Consider the following 17,702-nt stretch of genomic DNA (forward strand, 5'->3'; position numbering starts at 1 on the left):
GGCAGCTGAACCGTGAAATCCCTCTGCTTACTGTAAACCCGTAACAAGAGAAGGGAGGATAATCAGATGCCACGTAAAGGTCCTGTAGCAAAAAGAGATGTTTTACCTGATCCGCTTTACAACTCTAAACTGGTTACTCGTTTGATCAACAAAATGATGATCGACGGTAAAAAAGGTAAAGCTCAAACAATCCTATACAAGTCATTCGATATTATTAAAGAACGTACCGGCAACGATGCAATGGAGGTTTTCGAACAAGCATTGAAGAACATCATGCCAGTGCTTGAAGTTAAAGCACGCCGCGTAGGTGGTGCAAACTACCAAGTACCTGTAGAGGTTCGTCCTGAACGCCGTACGACTCTTGGACTTCGCTGGTTAGTAAACTACGCTCGTCTTCGCGGAGAAAAAACGATGGAAGAGCGTTTAGCTAACGAAATCCTTGATGCAGCTAACAACACTGGTGCAGCTGTTAAGAAACGTGAAGATACTCATAAGATGGCTGAAGCAAACAAAGCGTTCGCTCACTATCGCTGGTAATCTCACACGACAAAATATTATTCCCTAAGAAGGAAGGAGAAAAGACCCAATGGCAAGAGAGTTCTCCTTAGAAAAAACTCGTAATATCGGAATCATGGCTCACATCGATGCCGGTAAAACGACAACAACTGAACGTATCTTGTTCTACACAGGCCGTATCCATAAAATTGGTGAAACTCATGAAGGGGCTTCCCAAATGGACTGGATGGAGCAGGAACAAGAACGCGGTATCACAATCACATCCGCTGCAACAACTGCACAGTGGAAAGGTTACCGCGTAAACATCATCGACACACCAGGACACGTAGACTTCACAGTTGAGGTTGAACGTTCCCTGCGCGTACTTGATGGTGCCGTTGCCGTTCTTGACGCACAATCAGGCGTTGAGCCGCAAACTGAAACAGTTTGGCGTCAGGCAACAACTTACGGAGTACCTCGTATCGTATTTGTCAACAAGATGGACAAAACGGGTGCGGACTTCCTTTACTCTGTAGGAACTCTTAAAGACCGTCTTGAGGCGAACGCTCACGCGATCCAATTACCGATTGGCGCCGAAGACAATTTCGAAGGGATCATCGACCTTGTAGAAAACGTTGCGTACTACTATGAAGATGATCTTGGAACACGCTCTGATGCGCGTGAAATCCCTGCCGAGTACAAAGACAAAGCTGAAGAGCTTCGCGCCAGCTTGATTGAAGCTGTTGCTGAGCTTGATGAAGAGCTTATGATGAAGTACTTGGAAGGCGAAGAAATCACAGTTGACGAGCTGAAAGCGGCAATCCGCAAAGGAACTTGTAACGTGGAGTTCTATCCGGTTCTTTGTGGATCAGCTTTCAAAAACAAAGGTGTTCAATTAGTGCTTGACGCAGTTCTTGACTACCTGCCAGCTCCAACTGACGTACCGGCAATCAAAGGTACTCTGCCTGATTCTGAGGAAGAGGTTACTCGTGAGTCTTCTGACGACGCACCTTTCTCAGCGCTTGCATTTAAAGTTATGACTGACCCTTACGTTGGTAAATTGACGTTCTTCCGTGTGTACTCAGGAACACTTGATTCCGGTTCATACGTAAGAAACTCAACAAAAGGCAAACGTGAGCGCGTCGGACGTATCCTGCAAATGCACGCCAACAGCCGTGAAGAAATCTCTACTGTGTACGCAGGGGATATCGCTGCTGCTGTAGGTTTGAAAGACACGACTACAGGGGACACGCTTTGCGACGAGAAAAACCTTGTTATTCTTGAATCTATGGAATTCCCTGAGCCTGTTATCCACGTTGCAATCGAGCCTAAATCTAAGGCTGACCAAGACAAAATGTCTACTGCACTGGCTAAATTGGCTGAAGAGGATCCAACATTCCGTGCGCATACTGACCCTGAAACAGGTCAAACGATTATCGGCGGTATGGGTGAGCTTCACCTTGATATCATCGTTGACCGTATGAAACGCGAATTTAAAGTTGAAGCCAACGTTGGTGCTCCTCAAGTTGCGTATCGTGAAACATTCCGTGCGAGCGCGCAAGTTGAAGGTAAATTCGTACGTCAGTCTGGTGGACGCGGACAGTTCGGACACGTTTGGATCGAATTCTCTCCAAACGAAGAAGGAAAAGGCTTTGAGTTCGAAAACGCAATCGTCGGTGGTGTCGTTCCTCGTGAATACATTCCGGCTGTTCAAGCAGGACTTGAAGATTCACTTCAAAACGGTGTAGTCGCAGGTTACCCTGTTATCGACATCAAAGCGAAATTGTTTGACGGTTCTTACCATGACGTCGACTCAAACGAAATGGCGTTTAAAATCGCTGCTTCAATGGCGCTTAAAAACGCGGCAAGCAAGTGTAACCCGGTTATTCTTGAGCCGATCTCCAAAGTTGAAGTCGTTATCCCAGAAGAATACATGGGAGACATCATGGGTGATATTACATCACGCCGCGGTCGTGTAGAAGGTATGGAAGGACGCGGAAACGCTCAAGTCGTTCGCGCGATGGTTCCACTTTCTGAAATGTTCGGTTACGCTACGGCTCTCCGTTCAAACACACAAGGACGCGGTACGTTCACAATGGTCTTTGACCATTACGAAGAAGTGCCTAAGAGCATTGCTGATGAGATCATCAAAAAAAATCAAGGTGAATAATTGATTTTGCCTCTTCATTAAAGTATAAATACTATTGTAAGATGAGAAAGTGAAACATCGCTTTCACTTTCTATCACTCTATATAACAAAAACTAACCTTTTTAAGGAGGATTTTCAGAATGGCTAAAGAAAAATTCGACCGTTCCAAATCACATGCCAACATTGGTACAATTGGACACGTTGACCATGGTAAAACTACATTAACAGCTGCTATCACAACTGTGCTTCATAAGAAATCTGGTAAAGGTACTGCTATGGCATACGACCAAATCGACGGTGCTCCAGAAGAGCGTGAGCGCGGTATCACAATCTCTACTGCACACGTTGAGTACGAAACAGAAACTCGTCACTATGCACACGTTGACTGTCCAGGACACGCTGACTATGTTAAAAACATGATCACTGGTGCTGCGCAAATGGACGGAGCGATCCTTGTTGTATCTGCTGCTGACGGTCCAATGCCACAAACTCGTGAGCACATCCTTCTTTCTCGTAACGTAGGTGTGCCTTACATCGTAGTATTCTTGAACAAATGCGACATGGTAGACGACGAAGAGCTTCTTGAGCTAGTTGAAATGGAAGTTCGCGATCTTCTTTCTGAGTATGAGTTCCCTGGTGACGATGTACCAGTTATCAAAGGTTCTGCACTTAAAGCTCTTGAAGGTGACGCTGAATACGAAGCTAAAATCTTCGAACTGATGGATGCAGTTGACGAATACATCCCAACTCCAGAGCGCGATACTGAAAAGCCATTCATGATGCCTGTTGAGGACGTATTCTCAATCACAGGTCGTGGAACAGTTGCTACTGGACGCGTAGAGCGCGGACAAGTTAAAGTCGGTGACGAAGTTGAAATCATCGGTCTTCAAGAAGAAAACAGCAAAACAACTGTTACAGGTGTTGAAATGTTCCGTAAGCTTCTTGACTATGCAGAAGCTGGAGACAACATCGGTGCACTTCTTCGCGGTGTATCTCGTGAAGATATCCAACGTGGTCAAGTACTTGCTAAACCAGGTACAATCACTCCACATAAAAAGTTCAAAGCTGAAGTTTACGTTCTTTCTAAAGAAGAGGGTGGACGTCACACTCCATTCTTCTCTAACTACCGTCCTCAGTTCTACTTCCGTACAACTGACGTAACGGGTATCATTCAGCTTCCAGAAGGCGTAGAAATGGTTATGCCTGGAGACAACATCGAAATGACTGTTGAATTGATTTCAACAATCGCGATCGAAGACGGAACTCGCTTCTCTATCCGTGAAGGCGGACGTACAGTTGGTTCTGGCGTAGTATCTTCTATCACTGAATAATACTTATAAAATAAAAAACGAGATCCGACGACCGGGTCTCGTTTTTTATTTGTCCTGAAGTCCTTGATTATCCTTGCTGGAATCTGTATAATAAAAAAAGTGTGCAAAAGCCGGTAATATTCAATATTACCTTGCATCATGCCTATAAATTTTGTATAATAGTGCATGTTGGTCTTTGACTGCGATGAAGTGAGAGGTTGCTGACACACCCGGCCGCTTTGCCATGGCAAGGTGATTCAGGTTTTTCTCACGGAGAATTGTCTAATGTAAGTAGGCGAAAAGGAGGGAAAATAATGGCAAAACAAAAAATTCGTATTCGTTTAAAAGCGTATGATCATAGAATCCTTGATCAATCTGCTGAGAAGATTGTTGAAACGGCTAAACGTTCCGGAGCCAGCGTTTCTGGTCCGATTCCGTTGCCAACTGAGAAATCAGTTTACACAATCCTTCGTGCGGTGCACAAATACAAAGATTCTCGTGAGCAATTCGAAATGCGTACACATAAACGTTTAATCGACATTGTGAACCCAACACCACAAACTGTCGATGCTCTAATGCGATTAGATTTACCATCTGGTGTCGATATCGAAATTAAACTTTAATCTAAAATATAGAATGATTTTTATAGGAGGTGTGACGAATGACCAAAGGAATCTTAGGAAGAAAAATTGGTATGACGCAAGTTTTCGCAGAAAACGGTGATCTTATTCCGGTAACTGTTATCGAAGCTGCTCCTAACGTTGTACTTCAGAAGAAAACTTCTGAAAACGACGGCTATGAAGCGATTCAGATCGGTTTTGACGACAAGCGTGAGAAGCTTGCCAACAAACCAGAAAAAGGACACGTTGCAAAAGCGGAAACTGCTCCTAAGCGCTTCGTTAAAGAATTACGCGGAGTGGATATGGATGCGTATGAAGTTGGTCAGGAAGTCAAAGTTGATATTTTCTCTAACGGAGAAGTCGTAGATGTAACAGGAACATCGAAAGGTAAAGGTTTCCAAGGCGCCATCAAACGCCACGGACAATCTCGCGGACCTATGTCTCACGGTTCACGCTACCATCGCCGTCCTGGTTCAATGGGACCGGTAGACCCTAACCGTGTATTCAAAGGAAAGCTGTTGCCTGGACGTATGGGCGGAGAGCAAATCACTGTTCAAAACCTTGAAATCGTAAAAGTGGATGCAGAGCGCAATCTTCTTTTAGTTAAAGGTAACGTTCCTGGTGCGAAAAAATCATTAGTCGCTGTTAAAAGCGCTGTTAAATCTAAATAATTCTCTTAGGAAAGGAGGAAATTGATCATGCCAAAAGTAGCTTTATATAACCAAAACGGTTCTACTGCTGGTGATATCGAATTAAACGACTCTGTATTTGGAATCGAGCCAAATGAGAGCGTAGTATTCGACGCTATTCTTATGCAAAGAGCTTCCTTACGTCAAGGAACTCATAAAGTAAAAAATCGTTCGGAAGTACGTGGCGGAGGTCGCAAACCTTGGCGTCAAAAAGGTACCGGCCGTGCTCGTCAGGGATCTATCCGTTCACCGCAATGGCGCGGAGGTGGTATCGTATTCGGTCCTACACCACGCAGCTATGCATATAAATTACCGAAAAAAGTTCGCCGCTTGGCTATCAAATCAGCATTGTCTTCTAAAGTGAATGACAACAACTTGATCGTTCTTGAAGATCTTAATCTTGATGCGGTTAAAACAAAAGAAATGGCAGCTATCCTTAAAGGTCTGTCTATCGAGAAGAAAGCTTTAATCGTAACTGCGGATGCAAACGAGACAGTTGAACTATCTGCTCGTAACCTTCCAGGAGTTACTGTTGTTGAAGCTAACGGAATCAACGTCCTCGATGTTGTCGGTCATGAGAAGCTTGTGATCACGAAAGCAGCGGTTGAAAAAGTAGAGGAGGTGCTTGCATAATGAAAGATCCTCGTGATGTTCTAAAGCGCCCCGTCATTACTGAACGTTCTGCTGATTTAATGACTGAGAAAAAATATACGTTTGAAGTAGACGTAAGAGCTAACAAAACAGAAGTGAAAGACGCTGTTGAGCAAATCTTTGGAGTGAAAGTTGAAAAAGTCAACATCATGAACTACAAAGGGAAATTCAAACGTGTCGGCCGCTACTCTGGTATGACAAACAAACGCAGAAAAGCGATTGTTAAGCTTACTGAAGACAGCAAAGAAATCGAAATTTTTGAAGCTTAATCACTTGTAAAAAGAAGGAGGGAAATTCAAAATGGCGATTAAAAAGTACAAACCGACCTCTAACGGACGTCGCGGCATGACTACGTCTGATTTCGCGGAAATCACGACAGATCAGCCGGAAAAATCCTTGCTTGCCCCGCTTCACAAAAAAGGCGGACGCAACAACCAAGGTAAATTAACTGTACGTCATCAAGGCGGCGGACATAAACGCCAATACCGTATTATCGACTTCAAACGCGATAAAGATGGTATACCTGGACGCGTTGCTACAGTTGAGTACGATCCAAACCGTTCAGCTAACATTGCTCTAATTAACTATGTAGACGGAGAAAAACGCTACATCCTGGCTCCTAAGGGCCTTCAAGTAGGAACTGAAATCATGTCAGGACCAGAAGCTGACATTAAAGTAGGTAACGCACTTCCACTGATCAACATCCCTGTTGGTACAGTCGTGCACAACATTGAATTGAAACCTGGAAAAGGCGGACAGCTTGTACGTTCAGCTGGTACATCTGCTCAAGTTCTTGGTAAAGAAGGAAAATACGTTCTTGTACGTCTGAACTCCGGTGAAGTTCGCATGATTCTTTCTGCTTGCCGTGCTTCTATCGGTCAAGTAGGTAACGAACAGCACGAACTGATCAACATTGGTAAAGCAGGACGTTCACGCTGGAAAGGCATCCGTCCTACAGTTCGCGGTTCTGTTATGAACCCTAACGATCACCCGCACGGTGGTGGTGAAGGACGCGCTCCGATCGGACGTAAATCACCTATGTCTCCATGGGGTAAACCAACTCTTGGATTCAAAACTCGTAAGAAAAAGAACAAATCAGATAAATTCATCGTACGTCGTCGTAAAAATAAATAACGGGGTTGTCTACGGTTCATATCGGACCGTAGTGCAATCACGAAGGGAGGTTCCAAAATGGCTCGCAGCTTAAAAAAAGGACCATTTGTCGATGATCATCTAATGACAAAAATCGAGAAATTAAATGAAGCGGATAAGAAACAAGTTGTGAAAACTTGGTCTCGCCGTTCTACTATTTTCCCGCAATTTATCGGTCACACAATCGCAGTCTATGATGGACGCAAACATGTGCCTGTTTACATCTCTGAAGATATGGTAGGTCACAAGTTGGGTGAATTCGCACCGACACGCACTTACAAAGGTCATGCTAGTGATGACAAAAAAACAAGACGCTAATGAGAGGAGGCTTTTAAATGCAACAAGCTAAAGCTGTCGCAAGAACAGTCCGTATTGCTCCTCGTAAGGCACGTCTAGTAATGGACCTGATTCGAGGCAAGCAAGTAGGTGAAGCAGTATCGATCTTAAACCTTACGCCAAAAGCTGCTTCCCCGATTATTGAAAAAGTTTTAAAATCTGCTATCGCTAACGCTGAGCACAACTACGAAATGGATGCAAACAACCTGGTTGTTACTCAAGCTTACGTGAACGAAGGCCCTACGTTGAAAAGATTCCGTCCGCGCGCTATGGGACGTGCAAGCCAAATCAACAAACGTACGAGCCACATTACTATCGTTGTATCAGAAAAGAAGGAGGGATAACTCGTGGGTCAAAAGGTAAATCCAGTCGGTCTTCGTATTGGTGTTATACGTGATTGGGAATCTAAGTGGTACGCTGGCAAAGATTACGCTGACTTCCTTCACGAAGATCTGAAAATCCGTGAATTTATTAATCAACGCCTGTCTGACGCTTCTGTTTCTAAAGTGGAAATCGAGCGTGCGGCAAACCGTGTAAATATTACGATCCACACAGCTAAGCCTGGTATGGTTATCGGTAAAGGCGGTTCTGAAGTAGAAGCGCTTCGCAAAGCCCTTAACAGCCTTACTGGCAAGCGTGTACACATTAACATTCTTGAAATCAAAAGAGCTGATCTTGATGCTCAGCTAGTTGCTGATAACATTGCTCGTCAATTGGAAAACCGTATCTCTTTCCGTCGTGCGCAAAAGCAACAAATCCAACGCACAATGCGCGCTGGTGCACAAGGAGTTAAAACAATGGTTTCCGGTCGTCTTGGCGGCGCTGACATCGCTCGTTCTGAATACTACAGTGAAGGAACTGTTCCATTGCACACACTTCGTGCAGACATCGACTATGCTACATCTGAAGCTGACACAACTTACGGCAAGCTTGGTGTAAAAGTCTGGATCTATCGTGGAGAGGTTCTTCCTACTAAGAAGAAAACTGAGGAAGGAGGAAAATAATATGTTAATGCCAAAACGCGTTAAATATCGCAGAGAGCATCGCGGAAAAATGCGCGGCCGTGCAAAAGGCGGCTCTGAAGTGCATTTCGGTGAATACGGCATCCAGGCTCAAGAAGCTTCTTGGATTACAAACCGTCAAATCGAAGCTGCGCGTATCGCAATGACTCGTTACATGAAACGTGGCGGTAAAGTTTGGATCAAAATTTTCCCTTCTAAGCCTTATACAGCTAAGCCTCTAGAGGTTCGGATGGGTTCCGGTAAAGGTGCTCCTGAAGGATGGGTAGCTGTTGTAAAACCGGGCAAAGTTTTATTTGAAATTTCTGGTGTGTCTGAGGAAGTCGCTCGTGAAGCTCTTCGTCTTGCATCTCACAAATTGCCAATTAAAACGAAGTTCGTAAAACGTGAAGAAATTGGTGGTGAATCAAATGAAAGCTAATGAAATTCGTGACCTTACCACTGCTGAAATTGAACAAAAAGTAAAGTCTCTTAAAGAAGAACTTTTCAATCTTCGCTTTCAATTAGCGACAGGACAACTTGAAAACACTGCTCGCATTCGTGAAGTGCGCAAGTCAATCGCGCGCATGAAAACTGTGATTCGGGAAAGAGAAATTGCTGCCAACAAATAATTCCGGAGGGAGGTTCTCTAAAACATGAGCGAACGCAATCAGCGCAAAGTCTACCAAGGACGTGTTGTTTCTGACAAAATGGATAAAACCATTACTGTTGTTGTAGAAACTTACAAAAAACATTCACTCTACGGTAAACGCGTAAAGTACTCTAAAAAATTCAAAGCACATGATGAAAATAACCAAGCTAAAATCGGAGACATCGTAAAGATCATGGAAACTCGTCCATTATCTGCGACTAAACGTTTTCGTCTAGTTGAAGTTGTCGAAGAAGCTGTTATTATCTAATAAAGTTCGGAAACCTTTTTCCGAAGGGAGGTAACAAATAATGATTCAACAAGAGACTCGTTTAAAAGTAGCTGATAACTCTGGTGCCCGTGAAGTATTAACAATCAAGGTGCTTGGTGGTTCTGGACGCAAAACAGCTAACATTGGTGATGTCATTGTTTGCACGGTTAAACAAGCAACACCAGGAGGCGTTGTCAAAAAAGGTGAGGTCGTAAGAGCTGTAATCGTACGTTCTAAGAGCGGCGCGCGCAGAAATGACGGATCTTACATCAAATTCGATGAGAATGCATGTGTTATCATCCGTGACGACAAAAGCCCGCGCGGAACTCGTATCTTCGGACCTGTAGCACGTGAACTTCGTGATAACAACTTCATGAAAATTGTTTCTCTAGCTCCAGAAGTACTTTAATGATATCAATGCCGGACTAAGGAGGTGCGATCAGGATGCATGTTAAAAAAGGCGATAAAGTAATGGTTATCTCTGGTAAAGACAAAGGAAAACAAGGTGTGATCCTTGCAGCTTTCCCTAAAAAAGACCGCGTAATCGTTGAGGGTGTCAACATGGTGAAGAAGCACTCAAAGCCGACTCAAGCTAACCCTCAAGGCGGAATTTTAAATCAAGAGGCGCCAATTCATGTGTCAAACGTAATGCCGCTCGATCCTAAAACAGGTGAAGTGACTCGCGTAGGATACAAAGTGGAAAATGGCAAAAAAGTTCGTATTGCAAAAAAATCTGGGCAAGTTCTAGATAACTAGTAATAAAGGAAGGGAGGTCTATCTCATGAACCGCCTTAAAGAAAAGTACAATAAAGACATTACACCTGCATTAATGAAAAAGTTCGAATACAAATCTGTGATGCAAGTGCCTAAAATCGAAAAAATCGTAATCAACATGGGTGTTGGTGACGCTGTTCAAAACGCTAAAGCTATCGATAGCGCTGTAGAAGAACTAACGTTTATCGCTGGTCAGAAACCTGTCGTTACTCGTGCGAAGAAATCTATTGCTGGATTCCGTCTTCGTGAAGGAATGCCAATCGGTGCGAAAGTAACTCTTCGCGGAGAGCGCATGTACGATTTCCTTGATAAACTAATTTCTGTTTCTTTACCGCGTGTACGTGACTTCCGCGGAATTTCAAAAAAATCTTTTGACGGTCGTGGAAACTACACACTAGGAATCAAAGAACAGCTGATCTTCCCTGAAATTGACTATGATAAGGTAACTAAAGTTCGCGGTATGGACATCGTTATTGTAACGACTGCCAACACTGATGAAGAAGCTCGTGAACTGTTAACTCAATTAGGTATGCCATTCCAGAAATAATCAATGAAAGGGAGGCGAAATCGTGGCTAAAAAGTCAATGATTGCGAAACAAAAACGCACACCGAAGTTTAAAGTACAAGAGTACACTCGCTGCGAACGCTGCGGCCGTCCGCACTCTGTTATTCGTAAATTTAAACTTTGCCGTATTTGTTTCCGTGAACTTGCATATAAAGGACAAATTCCTGGCGTTAAAAAAGCCAGCTGGTAATCCCCGTTTATGGGAAGGAGGTTATTAAATAATGGTTATGACAGATCCGATTGCAGATATGCTGACTCGAATTCGTAATGCAAACATGGTACGTCATGAGAAGCTCGAAATTCCTGCTTCGAAGTTGAAAAGAGAAATCGCTGAAATCTTGAAAAGAGAAGGTTTCATCCGTGACGTAGAATTCATTGAAGATAACAAGCAAGGTATCATCCGTGTTTTCTTGAAATACGGACAAAACAACGAGCGTGTCATCACTGGCCTTAAGAGAATCAGCAAACCAGGTCTGCGCGTTTACGCTAAGTCAAACGAAGTGCCTCGCGTACTGAACGGACTTGGAATCGCAATTCTTTCTACATCACAAGGTGTGTTAACAGATAAAGAAGCCCGCGCTAAACAGGCTGGCGGAGAAGTATTAGCATACGTTTGGTAAGAAGTTTAACATGAATGGAGGTGTTTGGTATGTCTCGTGTAGGTAAGAAGCTACTTGAGATTCCTTCAGGCGTTACAGTTACTCTGAACGACAACACTGTAACCGTGAAAGGACCAAAAGGAGAATTAACTCGTACGTTTCATCCTGATATGAAGATTAAAATTGAGGACAATGTACTTACTGTAGAGCGTCCTTCAGATAATAAAGAACACCGTGCGCTGCATGGCACAACTCGCAGCATCATCGGAAACATGGTTGAAGGTGTATCTAAAGGTTTTGAAAGAGGTTTGGAATTAGTCGGTGTCGGTTACCGTGCTTCTAAATCCGGAAACAAACTTGTTTTGAACGTTGGATACTCTCACCCTGTAGAAATCGTTCCTGAAAACGGAATTGAAATCGAAGTTCCATCTCAAACAAAAGTGGTTGTAAAAGGTACAGATAAAGAGCGTGTTGGAGCTACTGCTGCAAACATTCGCGCTGTACGTTCTCCAGAACCTTACAAAGGCAAAGGGATCCGCTATGAAGGAGAAATGGTTCGTCGTAAAGAAGGTAAATCTGCTAAGTAAAACCGCTTAATGTGAGAAAGGAGTGACCCAGATGATTACGAAAACAAGCAAGAATGCTGCACGTCTTAAAAGACACGGTCGTGTTCGCGCGAAGCTTTCAGGAACCCCTGAGAGACCTCGTCTAAATGTTTTCCGTTCAAACAAACATATTTACGCACAAGTGATCGATGACGTGAACGGTGTTACACTTGTGAGTGCATCAACTCTTGATAAAGACTTTAACGCTGAAAATGGCAGCGATACGTCTGCGGCTGCAAAAGTTGGCGAGCTTGTTGCAAAACGCGCTTCTGAAAAAGGTATTACAAATGTCGTGTTCGACCGTGGCGGTTACCTTTATCATGGACGTGTAAAAGCATTGGCTGATGCTGCACGCGAAGCTGGATTAGAATTTTAATAAAAGAAGGAGGGACATATGAATATGCGTCGTATTGACCCAAGCAAATTAGAGTTAGAAGAACGCTTAGTTACCGTTAACCGCGTAGCGAAAGTTGTTAAAGGTGGTCGTCGTTTCCGCTTCGCAGCTCTAGTCGTTGTCGGTGACAAAAACGGACACGTAGGATTCGGTACTGGTAAAGCACAAGAAGTACCAGAAGCGATCCGCAAAGCTGTTGAAGATGCGAAAAAGAATTTGATCGAAGTACCAATGGTTGGAACTACAATTCCACACGAAATCATCGGACGTTTCGGTGCAGGAAACATCTTGTTAAAACCTGCTTCTGAAGGTACGGGAGTTATCGCTGGAGGCCCAGTACGTGCGGTACTTGAGCTTGCAGGTGTAGCTGATATCCTTTCTAAGTCTTTAGGTTCTAACACACCGATCAACATGATCCGTGCAACAGTCCAAGGTTTAAGCGAGCTGAAACGCGCTGAGGACGTTGCGAAGCTTCGTGGAAAATCTGTAGAAGAACTGTTAGGATAAGGAGGGAACATTAATGGCTAAATTAGAAATTACCCTCAAACGCAGTGTAATCGGACGCCCGGAAGATCAGCGTATTACTGTAAGAACGCTCGGTTTAAAGAAAACAAACCAAACTGTCGTTCATGAAGACAACGCTGCAATCCGCGGTATGGTTAACAAAGTATCTCATTTAGTTTCTGTTAAAGAACTTTAAAAATAAACGATAGGCTAAGGAGGTGTCCAAATGAAACTTCATGAATTAAAGCCCGCAGAAGGTTCACGTAAAACGCGCAACCGCGTAGGTCGTGGTATTGGTTCTGGTAACGGTAAAACAGCAGGTAAAGGTCATAAAGGTCAAAACGCTCGTTCTGGCGGCGGTGTACGTCCTGGATTCGAGGGTGGACAAATGCCTTTGTTCCAACGTCTTCCTAAACGCGGTTTCACAAACATCAACCGCAAGGATTTCGCTGTAGTCAACCTAGACAAACTCAACAGCTTTGCAGAAGGGACGGAAGTTACTCCTGAACTTCTTTTAGAAACAGGTGTAATCAGCAAGTTGAAATCTGGAGTGAAAATTCTTGGCGACGGTCAATTAGAAAAGAAACTAACTGTTAAAGCCAATAAATTCTCCGCTTCTGCTAAACAAGCAATTGAGGCTGCTGGCGGTACAGCTGAGGTGATCTAACTTGTTTAAGACAATCTCCAATTTTATGCGTGTGAAGGATATTCGGAATAAGATTATCTTCACTCTTTTAATGCTTATCGTCTTTCGTCTCGGTTCGTTCATTCCTGTGCCGCATGTAAACACAGAAGTTTTAAAGGCACAGGATCAAATGAGCGTATTTGGGATTCTAAACACATTTGGCGGCGGTGCATTGTTCAACTTCTCCATTCTTGCGATGGGAATCATGCCTTACATCACAGCTTCAATCATCATTCAGCTCCTGCAGATGGATGTTGTGCCGAAGTTTACCGAATGGTCTAAGCAAGGAGAAGTTGGTCGCCGAAAACTAGCACAGTTCACAAGGTACTTCACAATCGTTCTTGGATTTATCCAGGCTTTAGGTATGTCTTACGGGTTTAACAACATGGCCGGCGGCGCGTTGATTACAAACCCTGGAGTCGGTACTTATTTGCTTATTGCGGTTGTACTAACTGCTGGAACTGCTTTTTTAATGTGGCTGGGAGAACAAATTACGTCTCATGGAGTTGGTAACGGAATATCCATTATCATCTTCGCCGGTATCGTTGCCGGCATTCCGCAGACGATTAATCAGATCTACGCTCAGCAGTTTGTAGATGCTGGAGATCAGTTATTCTTGCAAATCATAAAGGTTGTCGTTATATTGGTTGCGATTTTGGCGATTGTTGTTGGCGTTATTTTCATCCAACAGGCAGTTAGAAAAATCTCAATTCAATATGCGAAAGGTTCAGGCCGTTCACCGGTTCCTGGCGGCCAGTCTACACACTTGCCGCTGAAGGTTAACCCGGCGGGAGTTATTCCGGTTATCTTTGCAGTAGCATTTATCACCACTCCGCGGACCGTGGCAACATTTTTTGGTACCAATGACGTCACGAATTGGATTCAAAAAACGTTTGATTACACGCATCCGGTCGGAATGGGAGTTTATGCGGCGTTGATCATCGCCTTTACCTATTTCTATGCATTTGTGCAGGTAAACCCTGAGCAAATGGCCGATAATCTTAAAAAACAAGGTGGCTATATTCCGGGAGTTCGTCCAGGAAAAATGACTCAAGATAGAATTACGAGCATTTTGTATCGACTTACATTTGTAGGCTCCATATTCTTGGCCGTGATTGCCATTCTTCCTGTCTTGTTCGTTAATATTGCTGGGCTGCCTTCATCTGCACAAATTGGTGGAACAAGTTTGCTGATTGTCATCGGGGTTGCACTTGAAACAATGAAGCAGCTTGAAAGCCAGCTGGTAAAACGAAACTATCGTGGATTTATGAAGCACTAGAGGAAATGGGGCGCGCCCATTCCCTCTAAAATAGAGAGGACGGGGAATCCGAAATGAACTTAGTCTTAATGGGACTGCCTGGGGCCGGTAAAGGGACACAGGCTGAACGGATTGTTGAAGATTTTGGGATACCTCATATCTCAACAGGAGACATGTTCCGCGCTGCGATGAAAGAAGAAACGGATCTGGGACTCGAAGCCAAATCATACATTGATAAAGGTGAGCTTGTTCCGGATGAAGTGACAATTGGTATTGTCAGGGAGAGACTTGGCAAGAATGATTGTGACGGAGGTTTTCTTCTGGACGGATTTCCGAGAACAGTCGCTCAAGCTGAAGCACTTGAGGAAATTCTTAAAGGACTTGGCAAGTCGATTGACCATGTCATCAACATTCAAGTCGATAAAGATGCATTGATGGAACGTCTGACAGGACGCAGAATCTGCAGAAACTGCGGTGCAACTTATCATTTAGTCTTTAATCCGCCTGCGAAAGAAAATGTATGCGACAAGTGTGGAGGAGAGCTTTATCAGCGTGAAGACGATAATGAAGCTACTGTATCTACACGGTTAGAGGTCAACATGAAGCAAACCCAGCCTTTACTCGATTTCTATGCGGATAAAGGATATCTCGTAAACATTGACGGGCAGAAGCACATCAATGAAGTTTACGCTGATATAAAGGAGCTTCTCGGAGGCCTGGACAAATGATTATTTGTAAAACTCCCCGAGAAATCGAAATCATGCGGGAAGCCGGAAGAATTGTCGCTTTAACTCATCAGGAGCTGAAAAAGCACATTAAACCCGGCATCTCGACAAAAGAACTGGATCAAATTGCCGAACGTTTTATTACAAAGCAAGGTGCAATCCCGTCTTTTAAAGGGTATAATGGTTTTCGCGGGAGCATTTGCGTTTCGGTCAACGAAGAACTCGTGCACGGTATTCCGGGAAAACGGGTCCTTCGCGACGGAGACATCATCAGCATCGATATCGGTGCGAAGCTGAACGGTTATCATGGTGACTCTGCATGGACTTATCCAGTGGGTACGATTAGCGATGATGATCAAAAGCTGCTGGATGTGACAGAGGAGTCTTTATATAGAGGCTTGAAGGAAGCAAAACCGGGAGAACGTTTGTCGAATATTTCCCACGCAATTCAAACGTATGTCGAAAGCGAACAATTTTCAGTCGTCAGGGAATATGTAGGACACGGGGTAGGGCAGGATCTTCATGAGGATCCGCAAATTCCTCACTACGGTCCGCCGAACAAAGGCCCGCGTTTAAAGGCTGGCATGGTCCTGGCCATTGAGCCGATGGTTAATGCAGGCACACGCTATGTCAAAACATTGGCTGACAACTGGACGGTTGTAACTGTGGACGGGAAGAAGTGTGCTCACTTTGAACACACGATTGCCATAACGGAAGCCGGTTTTGAGATACTGACAAAAGCCTAGGTGAAATGAGATGTATCGGAAAACACCTGAAATTGGACAGTTCGTACGCATAGCAAGAGGCCGCGAAATGAACCAATACGCAGTTGTTATTGATATAGTCGATCATCATCATGTGCTGGTAGCAGACGGAGAAAAGCGTAAATTTCATTCTCCTAAGAAAAAGAATATCAATCATTTAACCTTTTATGATTGCGTATCTCCGGAAGTTCAGAACAGTATAAACGAAACAGGGCGTGTGACAAACGGAAAATTGAGATTTTCTCTTTTGAAATTTGTCAGAGAGCAAGTTACTGATTTGAAGAAGGGAGAACACTTGAATGGCGAAAGACGATGTAATTGAAGTGGAAGGTACTGTAGTCGAAACGCTGCCAAACGCAATGTTCAAAGTTGAACTTGAGAATGGCCATACGGTTTTGGCTCACGTATCTGGTAAAATCCGCATGCACTTCATTCGCATTTTACCTGGAGACAAAGTTACGGTAGAATTATCTCCATATGACTTAACTCGTGGTAGAATTACGTACCGTTACAAATAAAGCACTCCGGAAATTGAAGGAGGTTGGAAACACATGAAAGTGAGACCATCAGTTAAACCGATCTGTGAAAAATGTAAGGTCATTCGCAGAAAAGGAAAAGTAATGGTGATCTGTGAAAATCCAAAGCATAAACAAAAACAAGGATAATTTTTAAGGAGGTGCGAGAGAGATGGCTCGTATTGCTGGTGTAGATATCCCACGTGATAAACGTGTTGTTATTTCATTAACATACATCTTTGGAATCGGTCGTACAACGGCTCAGCAAATCTTAAAAGAAGCTGGAGTTTCTGAAGATACTCGCGTTCGTGATTTGACTGAAGAAGAACTTGGTAAAATCCGTGACGTGATTGACAAATTGAAAGTTGAAGGTGACCTTCGCCGTGAAGTGTCTCTTAACATCAAACGTCTGATCGAAATCGGAAGCTACCGCGGAATTCGTCATCGTCGCGGATTGCCTGTTCGCGGTCAAAATACTAAAAATAACGCGCGTACTCGTAAAGGTCCGCGTCGTACTGTAGCTAACAAGAAAAAATAAGCAAGGGAGGTAATTAAACAATGGCTGCTGCTCGTAAAACAAACACGCGTAAACGCCGCGTGAAAAAGAATATTGAATCTGGAATTGCTCATATCCGTTCAACTTTCAACAACACGATTGTTACTATCACAGATGTTCATGGTAATGCTCTTTCTTGGTCAAGCGCCGGATCTCTTGGATTTAAAGGTTCTAAAAAATCCACTCCGTTTGCTGCGCAAATGGCCGCTGAAACAGCTGCTAAAGGTTCTATCGAACATGGACTTAAAACTCTTGAAGTTACTGTAAAAGGACCTGGTTCTGGCCGTGAAGCTGCAATTCGTGCACTTCAAGCTGCTGGACTGGAAGTTACAGCAATCAGAGACGTAACGCCTGTTCCTCATAACGGATGCCGTCCGCCAAAACGTCGCCGCGTGTAATTTGTTTGTATAGATTTTGTGTCCCTGTCAATAATGGGTT

Annotated in this window: 32 protein-coding genes; all 32 read left to right on the forward strand. The window is 43.8% G+C overall.

Annotated elements, in window-relative coordinates; translation table 11 throughout:
• Positions 1–66: 66 nt before the first annotated feature.
• The 32 genes from rpsG to rpsK all read left to right on the forward strand — a co-directional run bounded on the left by rpsG (position 67) and on the right by rpsK (position 17,662).
• Entirely contained in the window at positions 67–537 is a 471-nt protein-coding gene (gene rpsG, locus M1D67_RS00715; protein ID WP_003178317.1) for a 30S ribosomal protein S7, read from the forward strand.
• A gap of 49 nt (positions 538–586) precedes the next feature.
• The gene (gene fusA / locus M1D67_RS00720; protein ID WP_023855914.1) at positions 587–2,665 is read left to right on the forward strand and encodes an elongation factor G; all 2,079 of its coding nucleotides are present in this window, start codon (positions 587–589) and stop codon (positions 2,663–2,665) included.
• A gap of 119 nt (positions 2,666–2,784) precedes the next feature.
• On the forward strand, positions 2,785–3,975 hold the full coding sequence (gene tuf / locus M1D67_RS00725; RefSeq protein ID WP_023855913.1) for an elongation factor Tu: 1,191 nt from the start codon (positions 2,785–2,787) through the stop codon (positions 3,973–3,975).
• A 293-nt stretch (positions 3,976–4,268) separates the two neighbouring features.
• Positions 4,269–4,577 (forward strand): 30S ribosomal protein S10, encoded by a 309-nt coding sequence (gene rpsJ / locus M1D67_RS00730; RefSeq protein ID WP_003156464.1) that lies wholly within the window; start codon positions 4,269–4,271, stop codon positions 4,575–4,577.
• A gap of 38 nt (positions 4,578–4,615) precedes the next feature.
• On the forward strand, positions 4,616–5,245 hold the full coding sequence (gene rplC / locus M1D67_RS00735) for a 50S ribosomal protein L3 (RefSeq protein WP_020449858.1): 630 nt from the start codon (positions 4,616–4,618) through the stop codon (positions 5,243–5,245).
• Positions 5,246–5,272: 27 nt separating this feature from the next.
• The gene (gene rplD / locus M1D67_RS00740) at positions 5,273–5,896 is read left to right on the forward strand and encodes a 50S ribosomal protein L4 (RefSeq protein WP_020449859.1); all 624 of its coding nucleotides are present in this window, start codon (positions 5,273–5,275) and stop codon (positions 5,894–5,896) included.
• Positions 5,896–6,183: a 50S ribosomal protein L23 gene (rplW, locus tag M1D67_RS00745; protein WP_020449860.1), complete on the forward strand. Its 288-nt coding sequence runs from the start codon at positions 5,896–5,898 to the stop codon at positions 6,181–6,183. Before rplD ends, rplW begins: the two co-directional genes overlap by 1 nt.
• Before the next feature lie 31 nt (positions 6,184–6,214).
• Complete coding sequence (gene rplB / locus M1D67_RS00750; protein ID WP_020449861.1) at positions 6,215–7,048, forward strand: 50S ribosomal protein L2; 834 nt, start codon at positions 6,215–6,217, stop codon at positions 7,046–7,048.
• Between the two features lie 57 nt (positions 7,049–7,105).
• The gene (gene rpsS, locus M1D67_RS00755; RefSeq protein WP_003178334.1) at positions 7,106–7,384 is read left to right on the forward strand and encodes a 30S ribosomal protein S19; all 279 of its coding nucleotides are present in this window, start codon (positions 7,106–7,108) and stop codon (positions 7,382–7,384) included.
• Between the two features lie 17 nt (positions 7,385–7,401).
• Positions 7,402–7,746: a 50S ribosomal protein L22 gene (rplV, locus tag M1D67_RS00760; protein ID WP_020449862.1), complete on the forward strand. Its 345-nt coding sequence runs from the start codon at positions 7,402–7,404 to the stop codon at positions 7,744–7,746.
• Between the two features lie 3 nt (positions 7,747–7,749).
• On the forward strand, positions 7,750–8,406 hold the full coding sequence (rpsC, locus tag M1D67_RS00765) for a 30S ribosomal protein S3 (protein ID WP_023855912.1): 657 nt from the start codon (positions 7,750–7,752) through the stop codon (positions 8,404–8,406).
• Between the two features lies 1 nt (position 8,407).
• Positions 8,408–8,842 (forward strand): 50S ribosomal protein L16, encoded by a 435-nt coding sequence (gene rplP / locus M1D67_RS00770; RefSeq protein ID WP_020449863.1) that lies wholly within the window; start codon positions 8,408–8,410, stop codon positions 8,840–8,842.
• Positions 8,832–9,032 carry a 50S ribosomal protein L29 gene (gene rpmC / locus M1D67_RS00775; RefSeq protein WP_003178343.1) on the forward strand — a complete coding sequence of 67 codons (201 nt, stop codon included), beginning with the start codon at positions 8,832–8,834 and terminating at the stop codon, positions 9,030–9,032. Before rplP ends, rpmC begins: the two co-directional genes overlap by 11 nt.
• Before the next feature lie 24 nt (positions 9,033–9,056).
• Positions 9,057–9,320, forward strand: coding sequence for a 30S ribosomal protein S17 (rpsQ, locus tag M1D67_RS00780; RefSeq protein WP_003178345.1), 264 nt, complete (start codon positions 9,057–9,059; stop codon positions 9,318–9,320).
• Positions 9,321–9,360: 40 nt separating this feature from the next.
• Complete coding sequence (gene rplN, locus M1D67_RS00785; protein WP_020449864.1) at positions 9,361–9,729, forward strand: 50S ribosomal protein L14; 369 nt, start codon at positions 9,361–9,363, stop codon at positions 9,727–9,729.
• Between the two features lie 35 nt (positions 9,730–9,764).
• Positions 9,765–10,076 carry a 50S ribosomal protein L24 gene (rplX, locus tag M1D67_RS00790; RefSeq protein ID WP_003178350.1) on the forward strand — a complete coding sequence of 104 codons (312 nt, stop codon included), beginning with the start codon at positions 9,765–9,767 and terminating at the stop codon, positions 10,074–10,076.
• A 25-nt stretch (positions 10,077–10,101) separates the two neighbouring features.
• The gene (gene rplE, locus M1D67_RS00795) at positions 10,102–10,641 is read left to right on the forward strand and encodes a 50S ribosomal protein L5 (RefSeq protein WP_020449865.1); all 540 of its coding nucleotides are present in this window, start codon (positions 10,102–10,104) and stop codon (positions 10,639–10,641) included.
• A 22-nt stretch (positions 10,642–10,663) separates the two neighbouring features.
• Entirely contained in the window at positions 10,664–10,849 is a 186-nt protein-coding gene (gene rpsN / locus M1D67_RS00800) for a 30S ribosomal protein S14 (RefSeq protein ID WP_003178353.1), read from the forward strand.
• A gap of 31 nt (positions 10,850–10,880) precedes the next feature.
• The gene (gene rpsH, locus M1D67_RS00805) at positions 10,881–11,279 is read left to right on the forward strand and encodes a 30S ribosomal protein S8 (RefSeq protein ID WP_003178355.1); all 399 of its coding nucleotides are present in this window, start codon (positions 10,881–10,883) and stop codon (positions 11,277–11,279) included.
• A gap of 29 nt (positions 11,280–11,308) precedes the next feature.
• The gene (gene rplF, locus M1D67_RS00810) at positions 11,309–11,845 is read left to right on the forward strand and encodes a 50S ribosomal protein L6 (RefSeq protein WP_003178356.1); all 537 of its coding nucleotides are present in this window, start codon (positions 11,309–11,311) and stop codon (positions 11,843–11,845) included.
• A 31-nt stretch (positions 11,846–11,876) separates the two neighbouring features.
• Positions 11,877–12,239, forward strand: coding sequence for a 50S ribosomal protein L18 (gene rplR / locus M1D67_RS00815; protein ID WP_020449866.1), 363 nt, complete (start codon positions 11,877–11,879; stop codon positions 12,237–12,239).
• A gap of 24 nt (positions 12,240–12,263) precedes the next feature.
• Entirely contained in the window at positions 12,264–12,764 is a 501-nt protein-coding gene (gene rpsE, locus M1D67_RS00820; protein ID WP_023855910.1) for a 30S ribosomal protein S5, read from the forward strand.
• A 13-nt stretch (positions 12,765–12,777) separates the two neighbouring features.
• A complete protein-coding gene (gene rpmD / locus M1D67_RS00825) occupies positions 12,778–12,957 on the forward strand; it encodes a 50S ribosomal protein L30 (RefSeq protein ID WP_020449868.1) in 180 nt (59 codons plus the stop codon).
• Positions 12,958–12,987: 30 nt separating this feature from the next.
• Positions 12,988–13,428, forward strand: coding sequence for a 50S ribosomal protein L15 (rplO, locus tag M1D67_RS00830; protein ID WP_020449869.1), 441 nt, complete (start codon positions 12,988–12,990; stop codon positions 13,426–13,428).
• 1 nt (position 13,429) lies between these two features.
• Positions 13,430–14,725 (forward strand): preprotein translocase subunit SecY, encoded by a 1,296-nt coding sequence (gene secY / locus M1D67_RS00835; protein WP_020449870.1) that lies wholly within the window; start codon positions 13,430–13,432, stop codon positions 14,723–14,725.
• A gap of 53 nt (positions 14,726–14,778) precedes the next feature.
• On the forward strand, positions 14,779–15,432 hold the full coding sequence (locus M1D67_RS00840; RefSeq protein WP_020449871.1) for an adenylate kinase: 654 nt from the start codon (positions 14,779–14,781) through the stop codon (positions 15,430–15,432).
• Positions 15,429–16,175 carry a type I methionyl aminopeptidase gene (map, locus tag M1D67_RS00845; protein WP_479831534.1) on the forward strand — a complete coding sequence of 249 codons (747 nt, stop codon included), beginning with the start codon at positions 15,429–15,431 and terminating at the stop codon, positions 16,173–16,175. Before M1D67_RS00840 ends, map begins: the two co-directional genes overlap by 4 nt.
• 10 nt (positions 16,176–16,185) lie before the next feature.
• Complete coding sequence (locus M1D67_RS00850) at positions 16,186–16,515, forward strand: KOW domain-containing RNA-binding protein (RefSeq protein WP_023855908.1); 330 nt, start codon at positions 16,186–16,188, stop codon at positions 16,513–16,515.
• Positions 16,493–16,711, forward strand: a complete 219-nt coding sequence (gene infA / locus M1D67_RS00855; RefSeq protein ID WP_003178377.1) for a translation initiation factor IF-1 — start codon at positions 16,493–16,495, stop codon at positions 16,709–16,711. The genes M1D67_RS00850 and infA overlap by 23 nt, the downstream gene beginning before the upstream one ends.
• A gap of 33 nt (positions 16,712–16,744) precedes the next feature.
• On the forward strand, positions 16,745–16,858 hold the full coding sequence (gene rpmJ, locus M1D67_RS00860) for a 50S ribosomal protein L36 (RefSeq protein ID WP_003156543.1): 114 nt from the start codon (positions 16,745–16,747) through the stop codon (positions 16,856–16,858).
• A gap of 22 nt (positions 16,859–16,880) precedes the next feature.
• A complete protein-coding gene (gene rpsM, locus M1D67_RS00865) occupies positions 16,881–17,246 on the forward strand; it encodes a 30S ribosomal protein S13 (RefSeq protein ID WP_003178378.1) in 366 nt (121 codons plus the stop codon).
• A gap of 20 nt (positions 17,247–17,266) precedes the next feature.
• The gene (rpsK, locus tag M1D67_RS00870; protein ID WP_020449874.1) at positions 17,267–17,662 is read left to right on the forward strand and encodes a 30S ribosomal protein S11; all 396 of its coding nucleotides are present in this window, start codon (positions 17,267–17,269) and stop codon (positions 17,660–17,662) included.
• Positions 17,663–17,702: the final 40 nt, after the last annotated feature.

Source organism: Bacillus sp. PK6-025, from assembly GCF_056530265.1.